The organism is Acinetobacter sp. SM34, assembly GCF_022012365.1.
GTDB lineage: Bacteria > Pseudomonadota > Gammaproteobacteria > Pseudomonadales > Moraxellaceae > Acinetobacter.
In genome coordinates this window covers 98,583-119,122 of the sequence record NZ_JAKLTP010000014.1, presented here as the reverse complement: position 1 = coordinate 119,122, position 20,540 = coordinate 98,583, and the positions used below count along the sequence as shown (strand labels likewise).

Sequence of the window (20,540 nt, the reverse complement as noted above, 5' to 3'; positions counted from 1 at the left end):
GTTTAATGCTATTAAAATTAACATAGTACATATTGTAGGAAATATATTTTTAATTAAATATAAATCAAATACTTATAGATTAATAAAATAACCCATTTAACATATATTGGGCTATTGAGCTAATCAATTTTTTTCTTGAATTAAATTAGCTGTGCCACAAACTTCTCAATCGCCACCTGTGCAATCTTTGCATCTTCAAATGACTTCACACCTGACACACCCATCGCTCCGACCAACTGCCCCTGGTACAGAATCGGCTCACCACCTTCCAGCATGCCGGAAAAACTGTCCATGGTTAAAAAACCCATTTGACCACCTTTGATCAAATCTTCAAACAGCTTAGATGGACGGCGGCTAATCGCAGAACACTTGGCTTTTTCCAAACACAAATTGGCTGTCATTGGAGAAGCCCCATCCATACGCTTCATCGCTAACAAATTACCCGTTTCATCTACAACGGCGATACTGACATTAAAATTGTTCTGAATCGCATATTGATGGGCTTGATTTAATAAAAATTCCGCATCACTTAAAGTCAAATAATGTTTGGTTTGCATTTATATTTTCCCTAATAAATATAAAAAAGTTAAATCTCCCCTAACCCCTCTTTAAGAAAGAGGGGAACTTATGATTTAGTTATCTGAGAGTTCCCTCCTTTGAAAAGGTGAGAAGCACCGCTTCGCAAGAGGGAGGATTCGAAAACTTAAGCTTTCATTTCAGCAAAGGTTTCTTTGGCAGCTTGAATAGTAAACTCAATATCTTCATCACTATGTGCTGCGGAAATAAAGCCCGCCTCAAATGCAGAAGGTGCAAAATTTACACCACGTTCTAACATACCGTGGAAGAATTTACGGAATGCATCCACATCACATTTCAGCATTGAATCGAAGCTGGTAATGTCTTCTTGATCGGTAAAATACAAACCGAACATACCACCCACTTGCTGGGTTTTGAATGGGATACCTGCTTCATCCGCAGCAGCTTGCAAGCCAATAAGCAATTTCTCAAGCTGCGCAGATAATTTCTCGTAGAAACCTTCAGCACGGAGATGTTTAAACATTTCGATCCCGGCACGCATCGCCAGTGGATTACCTGACAATGTCCCTGCTTGATAAACCTTACCAAGCGGTGCAATGCATTCCATCACTTCACGTTTACCACCGAAAGCACCCACTGGTAGACCTGCGCCAATAATTTTACCTAAAGTGGTTAGGTCAGGAGTTACGCCATAGTGTGCTTGTGCACCGCCAAGACCGACACGGAAACCTGTCATCACTTCATCAATGATAAATACAGAACCATGCTCATCGCATACATCACGGATCGCTTGCAGGAAACCGTCAATCGGTTTCACCAGGTTCATGTTCCCTGCAACAGGTTCTACAATCACCCCTGCAATTTCAGAACCGAATTTTGCGAAGCATTCTTTTAAGGTTTCAATGTCATTGTAAGGCAGAGTCAGCGTGTGTTTTGCAAAATCAGCTGGTACGCCCGCAGAAGTCGCTTCACCTTCACCACTGGTCAATAAACCAGAACCTGCTTTAACCAGAAGTGAATCTGAGTGACCATGGTAACAGCCTTCAAATTTTACAATCTTGTCACGACCGGTATAACCACGTGCCAGACGAATCGCAGTCATGGTCGCTTCAGTACCTGAGTTGGTCATACGCACCAACTCAATAGACGGCATAATTTCACAGATAATATCTGCAAGCGTGGTTTCATGAACTGTTGGCGCACCAAAGCTCAAACCATCTACCGCAGCCTCTTGAACTGCTTTAATGATCTCAGGATGGGCATGTCCCAGAATCATTGGTCCCCATGAGCCCACATAGTCCACATAGCGTTTTCCATCGACATCGTATAAATACGCACCTTTGGCTTTTTCAATAAATACAGGCGTACCGCCCACCCCATTAAATGCTCGCACAGGTGAATTCACTCCACCCGGAATATGTTTATTGGCTTGTTTGAACAATTGTTCTTGCTTTGGAGATAAGCTCATGAAGGCACTCGACTAAAAATTAAATCAATCAAAATATTTTATGCTGTAGCTTGAAAAAGCGCAGACCATTCATCTAAACGCTCTGGAATAGCATTCATCGGACGACCTAATATATCACTGATCACCGCACAATAATCTGCACCACATTCAATGACTTCGTTGGAATTTTCAACGGTTAGACCGCCAATCGCACAGATCGGCACATTCAGTTTTTCTTTGGCCAGTTTTAAGGTTTCTAAGCCAATGTTTCCTGCTTCAGGTTTAGTGTTGGTAGCATAGATCGCCCCAAATGCCACATAATTTACACCCTCAGCAATTGCCTGTTCAGCCAACTCAAGTGAGTTATTACAGCTGCGACCTATCAGTACGCCCTGAGGCAAACGTGCAACAGCATCGACAATAGAACCATCATCCTGACCTAAATGCACACCTACACCGTATTTGACCGCCATTTCAAGATCATCATTAATTACGAAAGGCACACTATATTCAGCACACATGGCTTTCATGTACTCAATTTCATAAGTCTGATCTTCTTTAGCGACTTTTTTACGACGGTATTGCAAGACTGCAATACCACCATTGGCCATTGCGCCTTCCAGCTTAGCTAATAAAAGCTCTAAAGGATCATCATTGGTAATCAGATATAAACCGCGCATAACAAACTGCCAAAACTAAAACTGCCCTATTATAGGCATATCAGGGACAAGATTCAGCGGGACTGTCTTAATTCCTTAGCATTACAGCAGAAAAATGTGCAAAAAATTAAAAACTAAAACTACTGTAACTTTATTTAAAATTTAGTGAAAATACCCATTTTCAGGGATAGATCATCTGGACATTAAACGGTTTAATAAACAACAAAATAATAATAACCATAAAAACATAAACTTGGAGCAACGAACAGACTTCCTGATCCTTTGTTATAAAACGCGCTTGGGGAAGCAAATGAGGGATTAGGGAGTCGCCCTATTTTTATTTTATCTTGGCTCTCAGCCAAAATTGCGTACTATTTTTTAATCCTGATGGATGATTCATGCCTGAGTCATTTTCTATGTTTATAAAAAATGTATTTTTACCCTACTTCTAAACATTCAGCTTTTATACAGAATTCTTTGCATAAAAAAAGCCTAGAGAAAGGTCGCTCTAGGCTTGGAAAACTTTAAGACTGGGACAGTTTTGAAGTGAAAAAATCAACTTCTTAAACGTCTGTTCTATTAATAAGATATTCACCCTATCATTGCAAGCTTATACCTCATAAATTTTCATCTATTTTATTTTTAGGTAAATTTTTTTGCGACACTGTTCACATAACAAACAAGAGTGAGCAGCTGATTGAACTAACTTGGAATTTTATCTAGAGAGCGATCTTTTAAACTTAAATTGCCGCGCATTACATCAGAAAACATACGCCAATCGGAAATAAAACTATACAGCGGCTGTTTAAAACTTGCTGGCTTGTTTTTTTCAAACACGAAATGTCCAATCCATGCGCTGGCATAACCACCCAATAAACCATAAGCCACATATTTGGGCTTTCTTTTTAGAATAGCACGGCTCAATAAACACAATCCGACACTACTGCCCAATATGTGCAAACGGCGACTCATGATATTACGGTGCTCAGTGAGATAAAACCGATAAAATTCATGATAGTTTTGAATCGGCAGCTGAAATTCCGGTTGATGTTCAAATTGGAGCTGAATCGTTGTATTCATAGTTGTCGTCCCGCTGTTTTCATTTACGTTAGCGCATATTTTGTTCAAATTAAAGTGTCCGCTAGCATCATTTTTTGATCATTTCCGAAGCAATTATTCACAAATCCATTCGTCAAGTCTTACATCAAACCTCATTTTCGCTACAATCAGAAGCCTAGAATGAACAATACAATTCCGGCGCTAGAAAAAATAGATTTTATAACGCATTTGTAAGCTATCGGATGTCATGTTTCATTGTTGACATCGCATCAAAAAATTAGGATGAAAGATCATGGTTGAAGTGGAATTAAAATTTCAAATTCCTGAAGCAAGACGTAATGCCCTAGCTAAGGCATTAGATCCTAAAAAATCTGAAATTATTCAACTGAAAGCCAAATATTATGATACTGAAGATCGCCTACTTTCTCAGCACGGCGTTGCCTTAAGACAACGTCTGGAAGGCACACGCTGGATTCAAACCTTAAAAGCTGCCGGAAAAAGCCACTTACACCGTTTTGAGCATAATCATGACCTAGGTGAACTTGAACACGCCCCGCAACTGGATTTATCGATTTATAATCAGGATGCCGAAGCACAGCAAATCTTGAAAAATGCTTTGGGAGATGCACAGGATCAGCTCAAACTGCAATTTGAAACCGATATACAGCGCACCTTTCGGGTGATTCAGTTTGAAGAAACCGATATTGAAGTCAGTTTAGATGTCGGTGCAGTGCGTACCGAAACGGCGCAAACTGAAGTGCATGAAGTTGAATTTGAACTTAAAGCCGGCTCTATTCAATCGCTGTTAGCCTTTAGCTTTGAATGGGTAAAAAAATATCATTTATGGCTGGATGTGCGTAGTAAAGCTGAAATCGGCAATCTTTTAGCAACCCAGCAACAAGTGAGTCCGGCAAAATCTGCCAAAGAATTTAATTTAAGTAAAAAAGATCCGGCCAATAAAAACCTCAGACTACTGATTGCCCAGCAACTTCAGCATTTACTGCCGAATATTGCAGCCATTTCAGCAGGCGTTGCGGAAAAGGAACATATTCAGCAAGCGCAAATTGCCCTGGATCATTTGAATTTGACGCTATCTTTATTTAAAGACTGGAATAAGGCTGTTTCAGATAAATGGGCCATGCAACTGGGTGCATTTAAGCAGCAGTTCGATCATTTGCAGCATTTGCAGCACATGCAAACCACTTTAGGTGCATTTTTACAGAACCCTAATACTGCATCAAATTTAGCCAAAGATATTTTGTACGCCAAAGAAAAGTTGGCCAATCTGGTGCGTTCAACCCAAAACGTGCATCACTATCTGGAATTATTGATGTTCAGTTTGGATCAGGAAGATAAGGCGCAAGCACAAGACCTAAAAGGTTTTGCGCAAACCACCCTACAAAATCAATATAAACAGTTGCAAGACAGCCTAAACGGCGCTGACATTACTGATTTTGCGAGTCTGGATATCTTAGCCACTAAAATTCATGAACTGAAGTTTAGCTTTCCGATCCTGACCTCAATTTATGATGTCAAGAATTTGCAAAAATACAGCAAAGCTTTAAATGATGCGCAACTTGCAGCCAGTGAATATCAGATTCTGTCCTCTTCTGCCGAATATATTCAGCAAACCGAACTTGAAGCCAGTGACTGGTTCGTGTTGGGCTGGCTGACAGCAAAACAGGAAGTGTATGCACAAAACCTGCTTGAAGCGACAGAACAATTCCTAGTGAGTCGTAAATTTATTAAGTAACAAATAAAGCAACAAAATTAAACCAGTAAAATCAAAGCGTATGGCATGATCTTTTAATGCACACCAATGAGTGGGGCGACATACGCTTGATCTACTTTCTGGCAAAACCCTACTCTTTTTTTGATACTGGCTTACAATGAAAGTCATGGCCCTATCGGATGATGAAGCGTCAGGAGTTTTAACATGCTTGAAGTAGAATTAAAATTTCAGATCCCCGCATCAGATCAAGAAAAGCTCTATCAGCTCTTCTTGAACAAGAATGCTCGCTTGATTTCTTTATACGCAAAATACTATGACACGCCCGAACGACATTTGGCTGAAAAAAATATTTCATTACGGCAACGTCTTGAAGACGATCACTGGATACAAACTTTAAAAGCGCCCAGCGATCATTCCTTACAACGTTTTGAACTGGAAACCGATCTAGGCAAGCTAGAAAACCCCTCTTTGGACCTTGAGATTTACCAGTCGCATGCAAAAGCAAAACAATTGCTGCAAAAGGCTTTGGGCAAACAGGCTAAAAACCTGACTGTGCAATATGAAACGGTCGTTCAACGTCTGGTACATGTGATTCATTTTAACCGTTCAAAAATTGAAGTGAGTCTGGATCGCGGCGAGATTCGCCATAACGATCAGAGCGTATCAATTTATGAAATTGAATTTGAGCTTAAACAAGGTTCCATACAAGACCTGATCAAGTTTATTCACCCCTGGGTGCAGCGATATCACTTATGGCTGGATGTGCGAAGTAAAGCTCAACGCGGTGATTTGCTGGCACAGGATTTAACAATTCCTCCCGCTCAGTTTGCAAGCCCGCTCAAACTGAATCAACAGGATTCAACAGATCACGTATTCAAGCAGATCATCAATAATACCTTGCAACACCTATTGCCGAATGCATCGACCATCGCTTCCGGACAATATGATAGCGAACATGTGCATCAGACTCGGGTTGCCATTCGCCGTTTAAGAAGTGCCTTACGTGTGTTTGATGATTGGTCGGATGAGGTCAATCCGCAGTGGCAAGAACAGCTGACCAGCTTATTTCGTCAACTGGGTGCAACCCGTGACTGCGATGCCTTGAACGAAGGACTGTTACCGCAATTACAACAAGCGGGAGGACCTTATATTGAACTTCCGAATATTACTAAAGAAAATCAGATTGCAGTGGATGAATCATTACGCTCTTCAGACTTTGTTGAATTGATTCTGGATTTACTACAGTTTTTCCATCGGCCAAGTAAAAAACAGAAAAAATCCGGATTAAAAAAAGATATCGCCAAAAAACTGCAAAAATTACATCACCAGATCTGCAAAGATGCCGATCAATTTTTACAGATGGATATTCCATCCCGGCATCGTACCCGCAAACGGGTCAAACGCTTGCGTTATTGTGTAGAATTCGTGGCTTCGCTTTATCCAAACAAAGATGTAAAGCGCTATCTTAAAGATTTAAAACCAGCCCAAGAAAGTTTGGGACAATATAACGATTTAATGGTGGCTGAAGTCATGTTTCAGAACATCGTAAAAAGGAAGCAAAAAGCATGGTTTGCCGTGGGCTGGATTGCCAATGAAAAAAAATACATTCTGCAACAGGCCAAACAGCATTTAGATGATTATTCTAAAACCGATACTTTTTGGTAAGTAAAAAAAGAAAACCAAATATTAGCGATATTTGCCAAAAATTTTCCAGGTTCCATTATCCGCCAACGGGTCACTATAACTGTCATTGCGCTGTTTGCGCGGCTTATCACGGGCATCGACCAGCTCAAAATGTGGTTCTGTACTCAGCACAATGCCATTTACATAAAACCGTGTGCGGGTATATTCACTTTGCCCATGCTGGAACACATAAGTGCGCAAATCGATAAATTCACGGTGTGCCACCAATGCTGCCGTATCATCGCTTTCCAGCCAGGCTCTCATGGCTTGAATCTGCTCGGGTGGATATTCTCCGCATTTATCGAGCAGGCTGGCAATACCACGAAAGGTTTTCGATTCTTTGGCGCGGGTTTTGTTAATCCGGATTCGATCGACATGAAAATAAAATAACGGCAGGTTCAAATGGCTGGGTAAATGCACAGCATCAATGGTTTCATCCTCCATAAAAGGCTGAAACAGCTCTTGTGCCCTTTCAATTAAACCCGTCCATTGCCGGTAATATTCATCAACTTCTTTTTTAGAACCATAATAAATGGGCAAGCCTTCAACATTGGCCAGATTTGCAGGCGGCCAAATATTTTGTCGCAATAAGGCAATGTCACTTTTTAAACTTTGAACAGCAATGGCATCTTGCATTGGAGTATCCATTTTATGCTTAGGCTATTTTTAGATTAAGCCAAAGGTTTAGTTTCTGCAAGGCTTTGCCTATAATATGCCATTAGATCGTTTTTGCAGGAAAAGTTCATGGTTCAAAAGATTGAAGCAACAGATGTAACCGAAGAAGAAGCGTTAAATGCTGCTTTTTTTGAACGTGCTGATGAATTTATTAAACAAGCCAATGAGTTTAGCCGTGTAGAAAAAGGTTCAGCTGTAAAACCTGCTGAAATGCGTGGACAAGTCAGTGCTGCAATGTTGTTCGGTACTGCCCGTTTTAATACCTGGGTGGCTGCCAATAACTTTAAAGATGGCAATGAAATGCGCGATGCCAAAGATCAGGTGATGTCTTATATCATGCAGCAGTTCCAGATGATGCTGGAAGACAACTATGATGAATATTGTGAACAGTTTGAAAACTATCTTCGCTTCCGTCATAACGAAGAATTTCATGCCAATAATCATGATCATGATCATCAGCACTGATCATCCGTTGAAAAAGCCCGTCAGGGCTTTTTTTAGGCCCTTTTTTTTTGATGAAAGGTTATTTAAAGCCATAATACTTTACAGTATTTTAACTAACAGAGATTTGCTGAACCAAGGACAGAAATGCAACAGCTGGATTTTGCAATTATTGATGCACATATTCACCAATGGAATCCTTATACTACGCCGCATGCAGCTGCATTGGCGGTCAAATTACTGGGTAAACATCCTTACCTGCTCGACAAAATGGTCCGTATGGTGAATGCTGATGATCTCATTGAAACCGTAGGCTTAACCAATCACGTTACCGCACCCTATTTACCGGAAAATTATGTGCAAGATATCGGGCATTACCAGGTTGAACAGGTGGTGCATGTGGAAGCTGGCTGGCATAAGAATAAGGGGAAAGGCGTGATCGATGAAACTCACTTTATTGAATCGCTGCCCTTTAATGTAGAAACGGTCAAACTTGGCGGTATTGTTGCAACGGCAGATCCACGAGACAGCAATTTCAAAAAGATTTTGCAATTGCATAAAAAGGCTTCGCCGCGCTTTAAAGGCATTCGTAAAATGGCCGCAGTGCATGAAGACAAAGAAATCCGCGCCTGGGCCGATGAACCGCATTTATATTGCAATAAAAAGTTTTTAAAAGGCTTTGAAGCCATCGCACAAAACAATTTAACTTTTGATGCCTGGGTATATTCCACTCAATTGAGTGATGTCATTGCTTTAGCCAAGCAGTTTCCAGAAACCTCTATCGTACTGGATCATTTTGGCACGCCTGCCGGTCTATTTGGCCATGTGGGTGCGCTGACCGGCTTGACCAAAGTCGCACGGGAAAACATTCTGGTACGCTGGCAGGAAGATATTGCCGAGCTGGCCAGCTGCCCGAATGTTTATACCAAAATGTCAGGCCTGTTTATGCCTGTGTTGGGTCATCAGTTCCATAAGCAAAACCGCCTAGCCAGCAAACAGGAAGTTTATGACCTGGCCTTTCCCCTTATCAGCCATGTGCTGCAACACTTTGGCAGTTACCGGGTAATGTTTGCCTCCAACTTCCCGATGGATAAGGTCAGCACTTCACTGGTCAACATCATTGATGCCTTTAGTGATGCAGTTGTGGCTTGTGATGCGAGTGCACTGGAACGGATATTTCATCATAATGCGAAGCAGTTTTATCGCTTATAACTGTTCCATCTGCCAAAATCCAAAAATCCCCCCTTTATAAAAGGGAGGTGTTTTATTGGGTTCACTCTTTATTATAAAAATGAAAAATTCAGATCTATAGCTCTATAAAGAAGGGATTAAACATTATGACTTGGTTTGTGGCTTCCCATACTGGTCTGCCATGACTTCCACCAACTGATCCAATTTGATGTATTTCTTGATTACGGCGTCTACATCGACTTTGCTGAGTTTTGCAAATGCCTGATCGCGTTTTTCACGGAACAACAAGTCGCGATTATGTTCCAGTTGTGGCATAAGCATTGCGTGAATATTGCGCTCATCTTCCAAAGCAGTGACCCGTTTTTTCAGAATATTGGCTTTGGCCGCTTCCAGCTCCTGTTCCGTCACCCCATTACTAAGTAAATCATTCAGCACCTTATGCACCCCTTGTGATACTTGCGCCGACTTCGCTGCCGTATAATTGGCTTCAATAGTGAGTGCACCTGAATCGATCCATTCATCCAGATCCAGATCACTGCCAAAACCATACACCAAGGCATTTTTCTCACGTAGTTCTTGTGCCAGACGTGAAGACAGTTGCGAGTCACCCATAATATGACTCAGCACCATGAGTGCTGGTGCATCAGCATGATCTGAACCTACCGGCAAGGTCAAAATAGCCTGATAATTACCAAATTCACGTTGCTCCGCCAAGGCATGAACTTTTTGTGCCTTATAGGCCTGATAATCAGAATTTAGGCGTTGATAAGGCAATTGCGCTTTCCATCCTGAAAATTCTTTTTGCAGCAGTTTAAGCATGGGCTGAGCTTGATAATCACCGGTGATGGCAATTTGTGCATGATTGCTGACAAAGAAATCCTGATACAACTTTTTCACTTGCTCAACGGTTGCCGCTTTAATCTGCTGTTTGGAAAGATCCGGTTCAAAATGGTAACGTAAATCTCCTGGCTGATAAGTTTCTAATAAGCGGGTCATGGTCAGGGCTGCAACCGTTTCAGGTTCAGTATAAGGACGATCCAGACTCGACAAGCTTTGTGACTTGATCAAATCAAATTGCGACTGTTCAAACTTCGGTTTTTTCAGTACCTGCATCATAAATTTAAAGAAGTCATCAAATTTATCTTTTTTCGCCACAATCTGAATGGTAATGCTATTTGCAGAAGCGCTAGCAGTTGCTCCACCGCCTGCTTCAATCGATTTGTCGGTAATATCCTGCAAGCTATATTGATCTGAACCACGCAACAGTAAATACGCCATCAAATCCAGCACTTCACCTTTGTTAAATAAGGATTGTTCTGTACCGAAATCGATAGAAATCGTGGCATAGGTTTTATCATCACGGGTGGAGGTCGGATATAAGGCATAGGCAATGCCATTTTTCAATTTTCCACGCTGAATTTTCTTTTCCGTACTCAGCAAATACTGTTTGGAAGTTTTGACATATTCCGCGACTTCCTGCTTATACACACTGCTATCTTTAAGCGGCTCTTCTTGCACACTGGTCTGATTTGGCGTTTTAGGCTGCTCGGCGGCCTGTTGCTGCAATGCTTTTTTCTGATCTTCCGGTGTCGGTTTAATATCACCAGAAATACGGTGTTCAGGCACTAAAAACTGGGTTAGGGTCTGATTGACCTCGTTCAGCTTGAGCTGTTTTACATTATTCAGATCAGTAAAATACTGTGACCAGTCTCCCTGATAAGCCACATAATAATCACTTAATCGCCCACCCAGCGCAGCTGAATTACTCAGCACACTGTCCGCCTGATTCTGAATCAGGTTTTTCACCCGGTTCAGTTCGGTCTCATTAAAGGGCTTACTCTTTTCCACTCCTGAAACCAGTTCGGATTGAACCTTTTTCTCATCATGATTTGGCGCGTAAACCGCTCCCATAAACACCAGATTAAAGTCCTGATCCAGCCAGGTGGTCGATTGAACACCGGTACTTAGCCCAGTTTCCACCACGCTTTGATAGAGATGTCCACTCGGCTGCATGGTATATAAATAAGGGGCCAGTGCCAAAGCAGATTTGATTTTTTCATTTTTGCCGTTCAAATAAATATTGAACTTGGCCAGATCACTGCCCTTTTTCACGACAAAATTTCTTTGCTGAATTTTGGCTGAATCCAGCACCGGAACTTTGGTCTGGGCAGGAACTTGGCGGGCTGCTATTGAACTAAACTGCTGATCAATCTGTTTTAATACGGCTGCTTTATCAAATTTACCGGAAATGATCATGACGGCATTATTCGGTGCATACCAGGTTCGGTAAAATTTATTCAGCTCATCCATTTTGATCGACTGTAATTCTTTTAAATCGCCAATCGGCAAACGTCCCAAATACCGGTTGCCATAAGCCGATTTCCACATCTGGTCCATCATCACCGAAAAAGGCTGGTCCATACGAACTTCGCGTTCGCGCTTCACAATGGAAATTTCAGAAGGCACAAACTTTTCTTGCAGCACCAGTTTATCCATGCGCTCGGCTTCAAGATGAATCACTTCATTAATCACATTCTGTTCAGGACGAATAATATTGGTATATTTAGTGGAATAATAATCGGTACTGGCATTGGTCATTAAGGTGTACTGATCCAGACGGCGCTGAAATTCTTCACCCTTAATATTCTGGGTACCCTTAAATGCCAGATGCTCTAGCAAATGCGCCAAACCGCCTTTGCCCTGCGGATCATTGAGTGAACCGGTCAGATAGACCGTGTTCATAAATACTTTATTTTCTTTATCATTTTGCGCCAGCACCACGCGAAAACCATTGTCTAATTTATATTCTTCAATCTTCTGCTCAGATTTAATTAAAATAGGTTGTGCCCAAGCAGTTGCACTAAAGCCAACAAATAATAATGAGATAGTAAGTTGTTTAAACCGCATGAGCATAATTATTCCAATTTATTCAGTCATATGAATTTTTAAGCCATCACATCTTAGAAAATGATGATGATGACGAGTAGTAGCTTTTTGCAAGAATTGCTGTTTATTTCAACAGCTTTGTAGTTCTTTTATATCTATAAGTTAAAAATTTAACTCGGCCTGCATATATAACTTGGCATAACCTGAAATTTCAATCCGTTCATTTTCAAGCACTTCACAATATAAGTGTCCTCCACGTGCAGATGCCTGATAAGCCAGAATTTCACTCTTGCCCAATTTTTCTGCCCAAAGCGGTGCAATGGCGCAATGAATTGAACCGGTAACCGGATCTTCGTCAATACCATTGGCTGGGGCAAAATAACGAGATACACAATCATAAGGTGCAGCAGCCTGAGCCGTAATGGCAAGATCCAGCGCAACCTGCGGTTCTGTTACTTTTGCTTGATGTTGTACCCATTGTTTTAATAATTGCAGGTTGGGCTTTTCATCCAGTACATCTTGCGGATTTTCATATTCCATAATGTAAGCCTGAGTATTTAAATAAACATTTTTAAATGGCTTGCTTAAAATTTGCTTTAAAATTTCAGGATAATGGGTAATTTTTTCTGCACGGCGAATCGGAAAATTCATTTTGATTTTGCCATCAGCCGCTTGGCTTACGACAAAAACACCCAAGTTTTTTACATGAAAGTGAATGGTTTTCGCAGTAGTAAAATCCTTAAATAGCACAAAACTGCTGGCTAAAGTGGCATGCCCACAAAAATTCACTTCTGTGGTTGGGGTAAACCAGCGGATTTCATAATTCTCTGCATCCATTACTCTAACAAACGCCGTTTCAGACAGATTATTTTCCAGAGCAATATTTTGCATTAACGCCTCATCTAACCATTGCTCGGTGATAATCACAGCCGCTGGATTCCCTTTAAATAATTCTGTTGTAAACGCATCCACCTGATACATTTTCATATTTATTTCCCCAATTTTAGGCTCTGCATTTTTGCATGTGCTGACTGCAATACAGAAATCGTTTCAACCAGCATTCAATAGCAACCATTTCTAAAATAAACAGCTGTCTATGAGGATGAGCTTTATCTCTTCCTACAGATCAGCAACTTTATGTATAAATCCTGCCCTATTAATTGCGATTTTCCCCTAGAAAAAACTTGGCTTTAACGCTAGCTTATTCATATCTATATTGTTGATTTCTATCTCATGAATTTTCAAATCCATATGATTGATGTGAAAAATCAATTACAGAACTATATTTGGTTATTAGAACATATCCCAACTAAAGAAGTGGTCGCAGTTGACCCAACCGAAGCACATATGGTCGAAGACTATTGCGCAGAACATGGTTTAAAACTCAGTCAAATCTGGCTGACGCATTGGCATAAAGATCATACCGGTGGTGTACCTGAACTTTTAATCAACCGCCACATTCCTGTGTATGGGCCACGTGATGAGTTGAGCAAAGTTCCTTTTATCACTCATCCCCTGCAACATGAAGCACATATTCATTTTCATGATTTAAATGTAGAGATTTTTGCCGTACCGGGACATACGCTGGGGCATATTGTTTATTTTATTGATGCTCTGGATGTGCTTTTCTGTGGCGACACATTGTTTGCCATGGGTTGTGGTCGGGTATTTGAAGGTACTTACGAGCAAATGTACCATTCGTTGAATCGTCTGGCTGCTTTGCCTGCACGAACCAAGGTTTACTGTACCCATGAATATACGCTGGCCAATGCCAAGTTTGCCTTGCATGTAGAACCCGATAATCTTGCGATTCAGCAACGCTTCGATAAAGTAGAAGCTCAACGCATGCTAGGACAATGTACCTTACCCAGCACGATTGAACTGGAGCTACAAACCAATCCTTTTTTAAGAGTGGAAAGCATTGCAGCATTCCAGCGCCTACGTGAAATGAAAGATCAGTTTTAATTGAACTGGCGAACAGGACATTTATAAAAGTTGATGCGTTTGAGCATAAGCATCCAGCTTAGCCTGAGTAACCACCTGGGTCATGTTCATCTCATCCACACGAACCAGCAGTAAACCGCCTAAAGCCGGTTGATAACGGCGAGCACTGCCAAAAGGTGTATAAGCTACTTTCGACTGCTCAGCAAAAATCAGCCAGTCTTCATGCCCTAACATCACAGCAACAGGAACTTGATCCTGTTGCTGCATCTTTTGAATTTGATCCAATACTTGCTGTTCGATGGTTTCTGTCATCATTTCAATTTAACCAGTTTAATCTAAGCTTGTTGATATCATCTGCACTACACACAGCCCAGAACTGCTGAGCGATCCTGCTACACTGTGCACGGCAACTTTAACGTTTTTCACTATATCAAGCATGGCCATTTTTTAGATGCATATTTTTTAGATAACTATCTTTTGGCTATCTATATATCAATAAAAAATCTGAAAGTGGATCGCTTTACTTAGATATTTTTTAAGTAATCACCTGGCAATAGAATATTTAACAGCAATTGAAAATTGTGTATAAATATTTCCATAATCTCACCAACAATAATAAAGCGATTAAAATAAATAAAAATCAGTCATATAATTTCTATTTAATCTAACTCCTTGCTTAAATAAAAATCATTTTTTAGCGATTATTTAGCCATTTACTGCATAAAAAAAATACAAAAAAATTATTTTATAAAAAACCTGCCAAAGCTACCCTTTAAAAAAATTGCTGCATCCCTATTATTTATTAAATAGCGGTTCGTAACTTATATACAAGGAGTTTTCTCGTGAAGAAAGTTGTTAAGGCAAAAAATTTAATTGCATTTCGTATCTGGTTAGAAAAATTGGGCTATTCAGTAAAATCATTGACTGATAATCGTGGCTTCACTTTTAGCTTTAAAAAAGAATATGGTCTGGTCACTTGTGATTTGGCAGGCAATGCACTTGCCATGCAACTTGGCGAAGAATTCGAAGATCATTTAAAAGCTTAAACGCTATTTTCCTTTTGGATCGAGACAAAAACAAATCAATTATTCAAATCTATTTAAAGCCCTGTTTGGGGCTTTTTTTTATTGATCTTTAACTTATTTTCAGACAATAAAAAAGCAAGGTCATTTACCTTGCTTTAATATAATGGTGGGGACGGAGAGACTCGAACTCTCACACCTTGCGGCGCTGGAACCTAAATCCAGTGCGTCTACCAATTTCGCCACGTCCCCGTCAGGATACCAACTTAGTGCTAGATTTTTTACAACAAAAAAGCAAGGCATTTACCTTGCTCTAATCTGATGGTGGGGATAGAGAGACTCGAACTCTCACGCCCAGAAGGCGCTGCGACCTGAACACAGTGCGTCTACCAATTCCGCCATATCCCCATCAGGGCACCAACTTTATGCTGGATTTTTTCAACAAAAAAGCAAGGCTCTTTACCTTGCTCTAATCTGATGGTGGGGACGGAGAGACTCGAACTCTCACACCTTGCGGCGCTGGAACCTAAATCCAGTGCGTCTACCAATTTCGCCACGTCCCCATCAGGGTACCAACCAAGTAGTTGGATTTTTAAAGCTTGGCAGAGGATCAAGGATTCGAACCTTGACGAACGGTTTTGGAGACCGTCATGCTACCATTACACCAATCCTCTGTTACCTAATTATCAAGCTATGTTGATATTTAAGTGGTGGGGACGGAGAGACTCGAACTCTCACACCTTGCGGCGCTGGAACCTAAATCCAGTGCGTCTACCAATTTCGCCACGTCCCCAATGGCTGTGTATATTATAGAGATCGATTACGCATGACAAGACCTTTTTATGAAAAATCCACTTGTTTGTTTAAATAAGAAACAAAAAATGTTTTCCTGTATTTTTCTTAAGCATTTTCAGTGAGTAAGAGCTGTTTTATCGCGTAAATATCGGCAAATCTCTGCTTGTTTTGCTTGGCCAACATGCCCATCAATAACTTTTCAAATACGTGCAAATGTTGTGGAAGTTCAATACTTAAGCACTGACAATGCAAATAGGCCCAATCCTTGTAATTTTTTGCCGTCAAACGCTGCCCGCTTAACCATTCATAAAGAATAATGCCTAAAGCATAAATATCGCTTTGTACGGTTTTATCTGCACAGTGAAAAAGTTCGGGCGCCATATAGCGTGGGGTTGCAGTTAGGTTTTTCTGCTGTTGTGCTGAATTGATGTTTTCTACCTGTTCAAAATCGATTAAACAGGCGCGCTTTTGGTACTCAACAAAATGCTCTCGCTTTAAATCACCATGCACCCAGCCCAGTTGATGTAATTGATCGATGGCGTCCAGTAACAGTAAGATCTTCTGTTTGATCTGTTGAACTGATTGGAGGGTACAGTCATCTAGAAACACATCCGCATGCGCCAATAGCAATGCTGCTGTACCCTGCCCTTGAGTTTCTATGGCATTTTTAAAATGGGAAATTATTTGAAAAGGCAATAAAAAATTGACCGTTTTTGCTTGATCTAGAAATTGCCGATAAAAATTGAGTTCCTGCACAAAGCCGGCTTCGATGTCCGGATGAATATTGAGGGTTTGAGTCTTTAACCAATAGCGTTGCTGCTGATATTCAAATGTGTATAAACAACGCCCAAAAGTTAAACTTTTGGGCTTGGTGTACAGCTGTAATGGGATGTTGGCAAAATCCTCTTTTTTAAACTGCAATAAATTCTGCGGTTTTCTGTTCTGGATCATGCTGATAACTTAAAAGCTCTAAACAATGCTGAATGGTTTTACCCACTCGAGCATGGGTTTCAATAGAGGATATTTTCGGCCAGGTTGCCCGCTCACCTTCACGTTGCAATAATTTGAACAAATATGGACGCGGGTTCTGAAACATATAACTATAGTGACGTAAGCTATAATTTCCCACAATATTCAAATCACCATAATAGCCTTGGTTGACTACACCAAAGCCATGATCGAGGAGCCGACGTATCGGGGGGATTTTACCCATCCGTCCCCGGCTAAAGTCCATAAGGCCTCTGGCAATCACCTTGCCTTGACGGCGAATAATCCGTTCAGGCCAACTCAGCATGTCACTACGATAACGCTCCAAATCGCTTTGCATAAACGGCACGATATGCGGATTCACCTGACTGGCGATGGTGTAATTTAAGTTATATAACCTGGCCATTTTCTCTTGTGGAAAATCACTTCTTACACTCCCATCCACCCAACGCGTGTTTGCCATATATGGGGTAAGCTGACCATTCTGACGTTTACTGGTCAGCTTCACCGGTGGAAATAAAATTGGCACGGCGCAGGAAGCCAATACCGCACTCCAAACCAGCAAGTCTGGAGATGTATAGGCATTCATAATGCGAGCGTCCTGTGAGGCATCATATGGCGCCACAGCTACATTGACATTCAAACCCGAGGTTTTAAATGCCTCTTCAAATGTCACATCACCCAGATTTTCAACCAGGAATTTTTTCAGATATTTAACATCGGCAAAACCACCATTGCCTTTGATGATTTCATTAAATTTACGGAAGTGAAATGCTTCTGTAAAAAAGTTTTCGCCATTTAACAGACCTGAAATATGTGAAGGTTTTGAAGTCCCCAGCATGGCGGTCATAATCGCTCCAGCACTGGAACCAGATAACACCTTAGGCATTAAATCCTGCTCAAGCAGTGCCTTACACACCCCAGTATGAAACAACCCCAATGTTGCCCCACCCGAAAACATGATTGCAGGTTGACCATAGGCCTTTTTACAATGCTGGAAAAATTCTATTTTTTCCGACATCGACAAACAATGACAAGACGAGGATGCGATATATGCCAGGCTTTCACTGACTTCTTCCACATAATCTTCAATAATTTTTTTGGTGCCGACATAAGTTGCCGCAAAAAGCATGGGATGGGCAATATTGGCGATATCGTAGGTAAGACCTTCACGTAATATATACATCAGGTCTTGGGTGCGCTTTTGAAAACGATAGCGTTTTAGCAAACTTAAGCGATAGGAAATAACTTCGGCATCGAAATAGGGAGAACAGTTGTCATATTTCCATTCTTGGGCACCGGATTCTTCATCTATTTTTAGGGCGATGCTTTTCCATTCTTCATAGGTTTCTGCCGCTGCGAGCTGGCCTTTTAATTTTTTTATACGATACGCTTGATGTGGATTAATATCTGTCGTGAAGTCTGTAAATAACATATCTATCCCTCAAACACTTTCATTATTATGTCCTATTCTCAATAGGTGATCAAACAACATATGTGCACAATACTTAATTGATTATTCACCCATCATACCCCCGATTCAATTGGCAAACTATGACTATTTGATATACAGTCCCAAGTAAATTCTTCTTTTAATTTCGTACGCATAAAGCTGAACAATCATGGCAACAATTGATCTACCCGACAATATCTTACAAGCCCTTGCTACTGTACTCCAACAGCTACAGCAAAATTTACCCGAACTGAAACAAGAAACCAACTTTTCCGCCTCTGCCTTTAAATGGCAAGATAAACAGTTGAAAGCCATTCAACAGCCGAAAAAAATTTATCTGGACGATTTAAAAGGTATTGAGAAACAAAAAGAAAAAGTCATTCAAAATACCTTGCAGTTTTTAAAAGACTTGCCGGCTAATGATGTGTTACTGACCGGCTCACGTGGTACAGGAAAATCTTCTATTGTACGTGCCCTGCTGACTGAATATGAATCGCAAGGTTTACGCCTAATTGAGATTGAACGTGATGATTTGTCAGACTTACCGGAAATTCAAAAAATCATTGCCGGTCGCCCGGAAAAATTCATTGTCTATTGTGACGATTTGGCTTTTAACGCAGAAGATGAAAATTATCGCAGTTTAAAAAGTGTGCTGGATGGCTCATTACAGTCCGGTGCAAGCAATTTTATTATTTATGCCACCAGTAACCGCCGACATTTATTGCCTGAATTTATGCATGAAAATACTCCAGTCACACGTGTCGATGTTCCACAATATACTGAACTGCACCCGCAAGAAGCGATTGAAGAAAAGATTTCACTGTCTGACCGTTTCGGCATGTGGCTGTCGTTCTATCCGATGGATCAAAACCTGTATCTGGAAATTGTGCAGCACTATTTGGCCAAAGCCGATATGCCAATGACTGAAGAAACTCGTGCTGAAGCATTAAGATGGTGTCAGGGTCGTGGTCAGCGTTCAGGTCGTGCTGCCTATCAATTCTCTAAACACTGGATCGGGTCACAGCAGTTGAAAGCGATGTAATGAAAGCAGCAGCCTGATTAAATATCGGGTTGGAATGTGACCAATCCACAAAAAATCCCGGACTGAAGAGTCTGGGATTTTTTAATTAAGCAGATTTCTGTATTTTAAATTTATTACCGAAATCATTGTAAACAACACTTCTGATGTAACTTGTATAAGTTATTAAAAATAAAACTTTAAACAAAGCTGTTATGCCTTAGGGGTTACCTTATTTTTAAACTGATATGATGTCTTTAAACTTAATAAACACCCAGACCCTAACTGTCAATATCATGTCAATCACAGGAAATATAAATTTCTGTTTCATTCATTCTACTAGAGGGTAGCAAAATTAGTGATGTAAGGTTGCACAGCCCAAGCTGGCTAAAATAATGTAACTAAAAAAAATTATTCTCTTTATCTCTATCAACTTTTACGCTATTAAGAAACACCATCTTCTGTATACATTCACATCGGTAAATTCATTTTGCGTTCATTTACTCAGAAAGCAACTATTACATTGACCATCTTTGCATGGTTGATGCAGCTTTCTGTCTTTATTACGCCTATTTTACAAAAGCATCCAGAACTTGGTTTTGGTGTTTGTGAACAACTTGCTATTTTCACAGAACCCCAGCCACATTCCCAGCATGTCAAATTAGAACATGCACAGCATCATATGCATGAACCCTTGCTCCAAAGTGAATCGAGCAGTACCAAGAAAAATCCCTTGCATAGAGCAGACTCATATTGCAAATTCTGCTTAGTGTTGGGTCAAAATTTTAATCCCGTTTTTTTGGCCTGCCTTTTGGTGTTATTGGCATTGATACTGTGCAAAGTGCCTCGCCCTCTGCATGTTTACAGTTTTAAGCTGCATCAGAAACTCTACTTTTTTCTCTTTCAAAACCGGGCTCCACCTGTTCCTGTCGTGTTCACACCATAAGCTGGTGTTTGAAAAATTATTCATACTTCGTGTTTAAAGCACGCAGTTTTGCATTTCCTTTTATG

General features: G+C 40.7%; 17 protein-coding genes and 5 tRNA genes. 7 read left to right on the top strand and 15 right to left on the bottom strand.

Annotated features, from left to right (window positions below; genetic code table 11):
• Positions 1-140: 140 nt before the first annotated feature.
• The 4 genes from LZZ98_RS12585 to LZZ98_RS12570 form a co-directional block, all read right to left on the bottom strand.
• Positions 141-557: a GlcG/HbpS family heme-binding protein gene (locus LZZ98_RS12585; protein WP_237788138.1), complete on the bottom strand. Its 417-nt coding sequence runs from the start codon at positions 555-557 to the stop codon at positions 141-143.
• Between the two features lie 146 nt (positions 558-703).
• Positions 704-2,005 (bottom strand): glutamate-1-semialdehyde 2,1-aminomutase, encoded by a 1,302-nt coding sequence (gene hemL / locus LZZ98_RS12580; RefSeq protein ID WP_237788137.1) that lies wholly within the window; start codon positions 2,003-2,005, stop codon positions 704-706.
• A 38-nt stretch (positions 2,006-2,043) separates the two neighbouring features.
• Entirely contained in the window at positions 2,044-2,664 is a 621-nt protein-coding gene (gene thiE / locus LZZ98_RS12575) for a thiamine phosphate synthase (RefSeq protein ID WP_237788136.1), read from the bottom strand.
• A 681-nt stretch (positions 2,665-3,345) separates the two neighbouring features.
• On the bottom strand, positions 3,346-3,723 hold the full coding sequence (locus LZZ98_RS12570) for a DUF962 domain-containing protein (protein ID WP_237788135.1): 378 nt from the start codon (positions 3,721-3,723) through the stop codon (positions 3,346-3,348).
• Positions 3,724-3,994: 271 nt separating this feature from the next.
• On the opposite strand from LZZ98_RS12570, the gene LZZ98_RS12565 reads away from it, so the two are divergent.
• Positions 3,995-5,455 carry a CYTH domain-containing protein gene (locus LZZ98_RS12565; protein WP_237788134.1) on the top strand — a complete coding sequence of 487 codons (1,461 nt, stop codon included), beginning with the start codon at positions 3,995-3,997 and terminating at the stop codon, positions 5,453-5,455.
• A 183-nt stretch (positions 5,456-5,638) separates the two neighbouring features.
• Positions 5,639-7,099 carry a CYTH and CHAD domain-containing protein gene (locus LZZ98_RS12560; RefSeq protein WP_237788133.1) on the top strand — a complete coding sequence of 487 codons (1,461 nt, stop codon included), beginning with the start codon at positions 5,639-5,641 and terminating at the stop codon, positions 7,097-7,099.
• Between the two features lie 21 nt (positions 7,100-7,120).
• Here the strand turns inward: LZZ98_RS12560 and LZZ98_RS12555 are convergent, their stop codons facing one another.
• On the bottom strand, positions 7,121-7,753 hold the full coding sequence (locus LZZ98_RS12555) for a hypothetical protein (protein WP_237788141.1): 633 nt from the start codon (positions 7,751-7,753) through the stop codon (positions 7,121-7,123).
• A 108-nt stretch (positions 7,754-7,861) separates the two neighbouring features.
• Between LZZ98_RS12555 and LZZ98_RS12550 the strand changes: the two genes are divergently transcribed.
• Both LZZ98_RS12550 and LZZ98_RS12545 read left to right on the top strand, forming a co-directional pair.
• The gene (locus LZZ98_RS12550) at positions 7,862-8,257 is read left to right on the top strand and encodes a DUF3144 domain-containing protein (protein WP_237788132.1); all 396 of its coding nucleotides are present in this window, start codon (positions 7,862-7,864) and stop codon (positions 8,255-8,257) included.
• 123 nt (positions 8,258-8,380) lie between these two features.
• On the top strand, positions 8,381-9,445 hold the full coding sequence (locus tag LZZ98_RS12545) for an amidohydrolase family protein (protein WP_237788131.1): 1,065 nt from the start codon (positions 8,381-8,383) through the stop codon (positions 9,443-9,445).
• A 123-nt stretch (positions 9,446-9,568) separates the two neighbouring features.
• Here LZZ98_RS12545 and LZZ98_RS12540 read toward each other — a convergent pair whose 3' ends face one another.
• Positions 9,569-12,337 (bottom strand): M16 family metallopeptidase, encoded by a 2,769-nt coding sequence (locus LZZ98_RS12540; RefSeq protein WP_237788130.1) that lies wholly within the window; start codon positions 12,335-12,337, stop codon positions 9,569-9,571.
• 135 nt (positions 12,338-12,472) lie between these two features.
• Positions 12,473-13,297 (bottom strand): PhzF family phenazine biosynthesis protein, encoded by an 825-nt coding sequence (locus LZZ98_RS12535; protein ID WP_237788129.1) that lies wholly within the window; start codon positions 13,295-13,297, stop codon positions 12,473-12,475.
• A 246-nt stretch (positions 13,298-13,543) separates the two neighbouring features.
• On the opposite strand from LZZ98_RS12535, the gene gloB reads away from it, so the two are divergent.
• Positions 13,544-14,275 carry a hydroxyacylglutathione hydrolase gene (gene gloB, locus LZZ98_RS12530; RefSeq protein ID WP_237788128.1) on the top strand — a complete coding sequence of 244 codons (732 nt, stop codon included), beginning with the start codon at positions 13,544-13,546 and terminating at the stop codon, positions 14,273-14,275.
• 21 nt (positions 14,276-14,296) lie between these two features.
• On the opposite strand, the gene LZZ98_RS12525 is transcribed toward gloB, so the two are convergent.
• Positions 14,297-14,569 (bottom strand): hypothetical protein, encoded by a 273-nt coding sequence (locus LZZ98_RS12525; RefSeq protein WP_442862711.1) that lies wholly within the window; start codon positions 14,567-14,569, stop codon positions 14,297-14,299.
• A 527-nt stretch (positions 14,570-15,096) separates the two neighbouring features.
• Here LZZ98_RS12525 and LZZ98_RS12520 point away from each other — a divergent pair.
• Positions 15,097-15,300: a hypothetical protein gene (locus LZZ98_RS12520; RefSeq protein ID WP_086176023.1), complete on the top strand. Its 204-nt coding sequence runs from the start codon at positions 15,097-15,099 to the stop codon at positions 15,298-15,300.
• Between the two features lie 143 nt (positions 15,301-15,443).
• Here LZZ98_RS12520 and LZZ98_RS12515 read toward each other — a convergent pair.
• From LZZ98_RS12515 to LZZ98_RS12485, 7 genes are all read right to left on the bottom strand, one after another.
• Positions 15,444-15,528, bottom strand: a tRNA-Leu gene (locus tag LZZ98_RS12515).
• A gap of 70 nt (positions 15,529-15,598) precedes the next feature.
• Positions 15,599-15,684: transfer RNA gene (locus LZZ98_RS12510), tRNA-Leu, on the bottom strand.
• Between the two features lie 70 nt (positions 15,685-15,754).
• Positions 15,755-15,839, bottom strand: a tRNA-Leu gene (locus tag LZZ98_RS12505).
• Positions 15,840-15,876: 37 nt separating this feature from the next.
• Positions 15,877-15,950: transfer RNA gene (locus LZZ98_RS12500), tRNA-Trp, on the bottom strand.
• 34 nt (positions 15,951-15,984) lie between these two features.
• Positions 15,985-16,069: transfer RNA gene (locus LZZ98_RS12495), tRNA-Leu, on the bottom strand.
• Positions 16,070-16,176: 107 nt separating this feature from the next.
• A complete protein-coding gene (locus tag LZZ98_RS12490; protein WP_237788127.1) occupies positions 16,177-17,022 on the bottom strand; it encodes a protein kinase domain-containing protein in 846 nt (281 codons plus the stop codon).
• Positions 16,982-18,493: a DUF3336 domain-containing protein gene (locus tag LZZ98_RS12485; RefSeq protein WP_237788126.1), complete on the bottom strand. Its 1,512-nt coding sequence runs from the start codon at positions 18,491-18,493 to the stop codon at positions 16,982-16,984. The genes LZZ98_RS12490 and LZZ98_RS12485 overlap by 41 nt, the downstream gene beginning before the upstream one ends.
• Positions 18,494-18,680: 187 nt before the next feature.
• On the opposite strand from LZZ98_RS12485, the gene LZZ98_RS12480 reads away from it, so the two are divergent.
• Positions 18,681-19,553: an ATP-binding protein gene (locus tag LZZ98_RS12480; protein WP_237788125.1), complete on the top strand. Its 873-nt coding sequence runs from the start codon at positions 18,681-18,683 to the stop codon at positions 19,551-19,553.
• Positions 19,554-20,540 lie beyond the last annotated feature (987 nt).

Bases quoted from the DNA above. Each gene is read 5' to 3' on its own strand.
- LZZ98_RS12585 (WP_237788138.1), bottom strand. From the start codon at position 557: ATGCAAACCAAACATTATTTGACTTTAAGTGATGCGGAATTTTTATTA.
- hemL (WP_237788137.1), bottom strand. From the start codon at position 2,005: ATGAGCTTATCTCCAAAGCAAGAACAATTGTTCAAACAAGCCAATAAA.
- thiE (WP_237788136.1), bottom strand. From the start codon at position 2,664: ATGCGCGGTTTATATCTGATTACCAATGATGATCCTTTAGAGCTTTTA.
- LZZ98_RS12570 (WP_237788135.1), bottom strand. From the start codon at position 3,723: ATGAATACAACGATTCAGCTCCAATTTGAACATCAACCGGAATTTCAG.
- LZZ98_RS12565 (WP_237788134.1), top strand. From the start codon at position 3,995: ATGGTTGAAGTGGAATTAAAATTTCAAATTCCTGAAGCAAGACGTAAT.
- LZZ98_RS12560 (WP_237788133.1), top strand. From the start codon at position 5,639: ATGCTTGAAGTAGAATTAAAATTTCAGATCCCCGCATCAGATCAAGAA.
- LZZ98_RS12555 (WP_237788141.1), bottom strand. From the start codon at position 7,753: ATGCAAGATGCCATTGCTGTTCAAAGTTTAAAAAGTGACATTGCCTTA.
- LZZ98_RS12550 (WP_237788132.1), top strand. From the start codon at position 7,862: ATGGTTCAAAAGATTGAAGCAACAGATGTAACCGAAGAAGAAGCGTTA.
- LZZ98_RS12545 (WP_237788131.1), top strand. From the start codon at position 8,381: ATGCAACAGCTGGATTTTGCAATTATTGATGCACATATTCACCAATGG.
- LZZ98_RS12540 (WP_237788130.1), bottom strand. From the start codon at position 12,337: ATGCTCATGCGGTTTAAACAACTTACTATCTCATTATTATTTGTTGGC.
- LZZ98_RS12535 (WP_237788129.1), bottom strand. From the start codon at position 13,297: ATGAAAATGTATCAGGTGGATGCGTTTACAACAGAATTATTTAAAGGG.
- gloB (WP_237788128.1), top strand. From the start codon at position 13,544: ATGAATTTTCAAATCCATATGATTGATGTGAAAAATCAATTACAGAAC.
- LZZ98_RS12525 (WP_442862711.1), bottom strand. From the start codon at position 14,569: ATGATGACAGAAACCATCGAACAGCAAGTATTGGATCAAATTCAAAAG.
- LZZ98_RS12490 (WP_237788127.1), bottom strand. From the start codon at position 17,022: ATGATCCAGAACAGAAAACCGCAGAATTTATTGCAGTTTAAAAAAGAG.
- LZZ98_RS12485 (WP_237788126.1), bottom strand. From the start codon at position 18,493: ATGTTATTTACAGACTTCACGACAGATATTAATCCACATCAAGCGTAT.
- LZZ98_RS12480 (WP_237788125.1), top strand. From the start codon at position 18,681: ATGGCAACAATTGATCTACCCGACAATATCTTACAAGCCCTTGCTACT.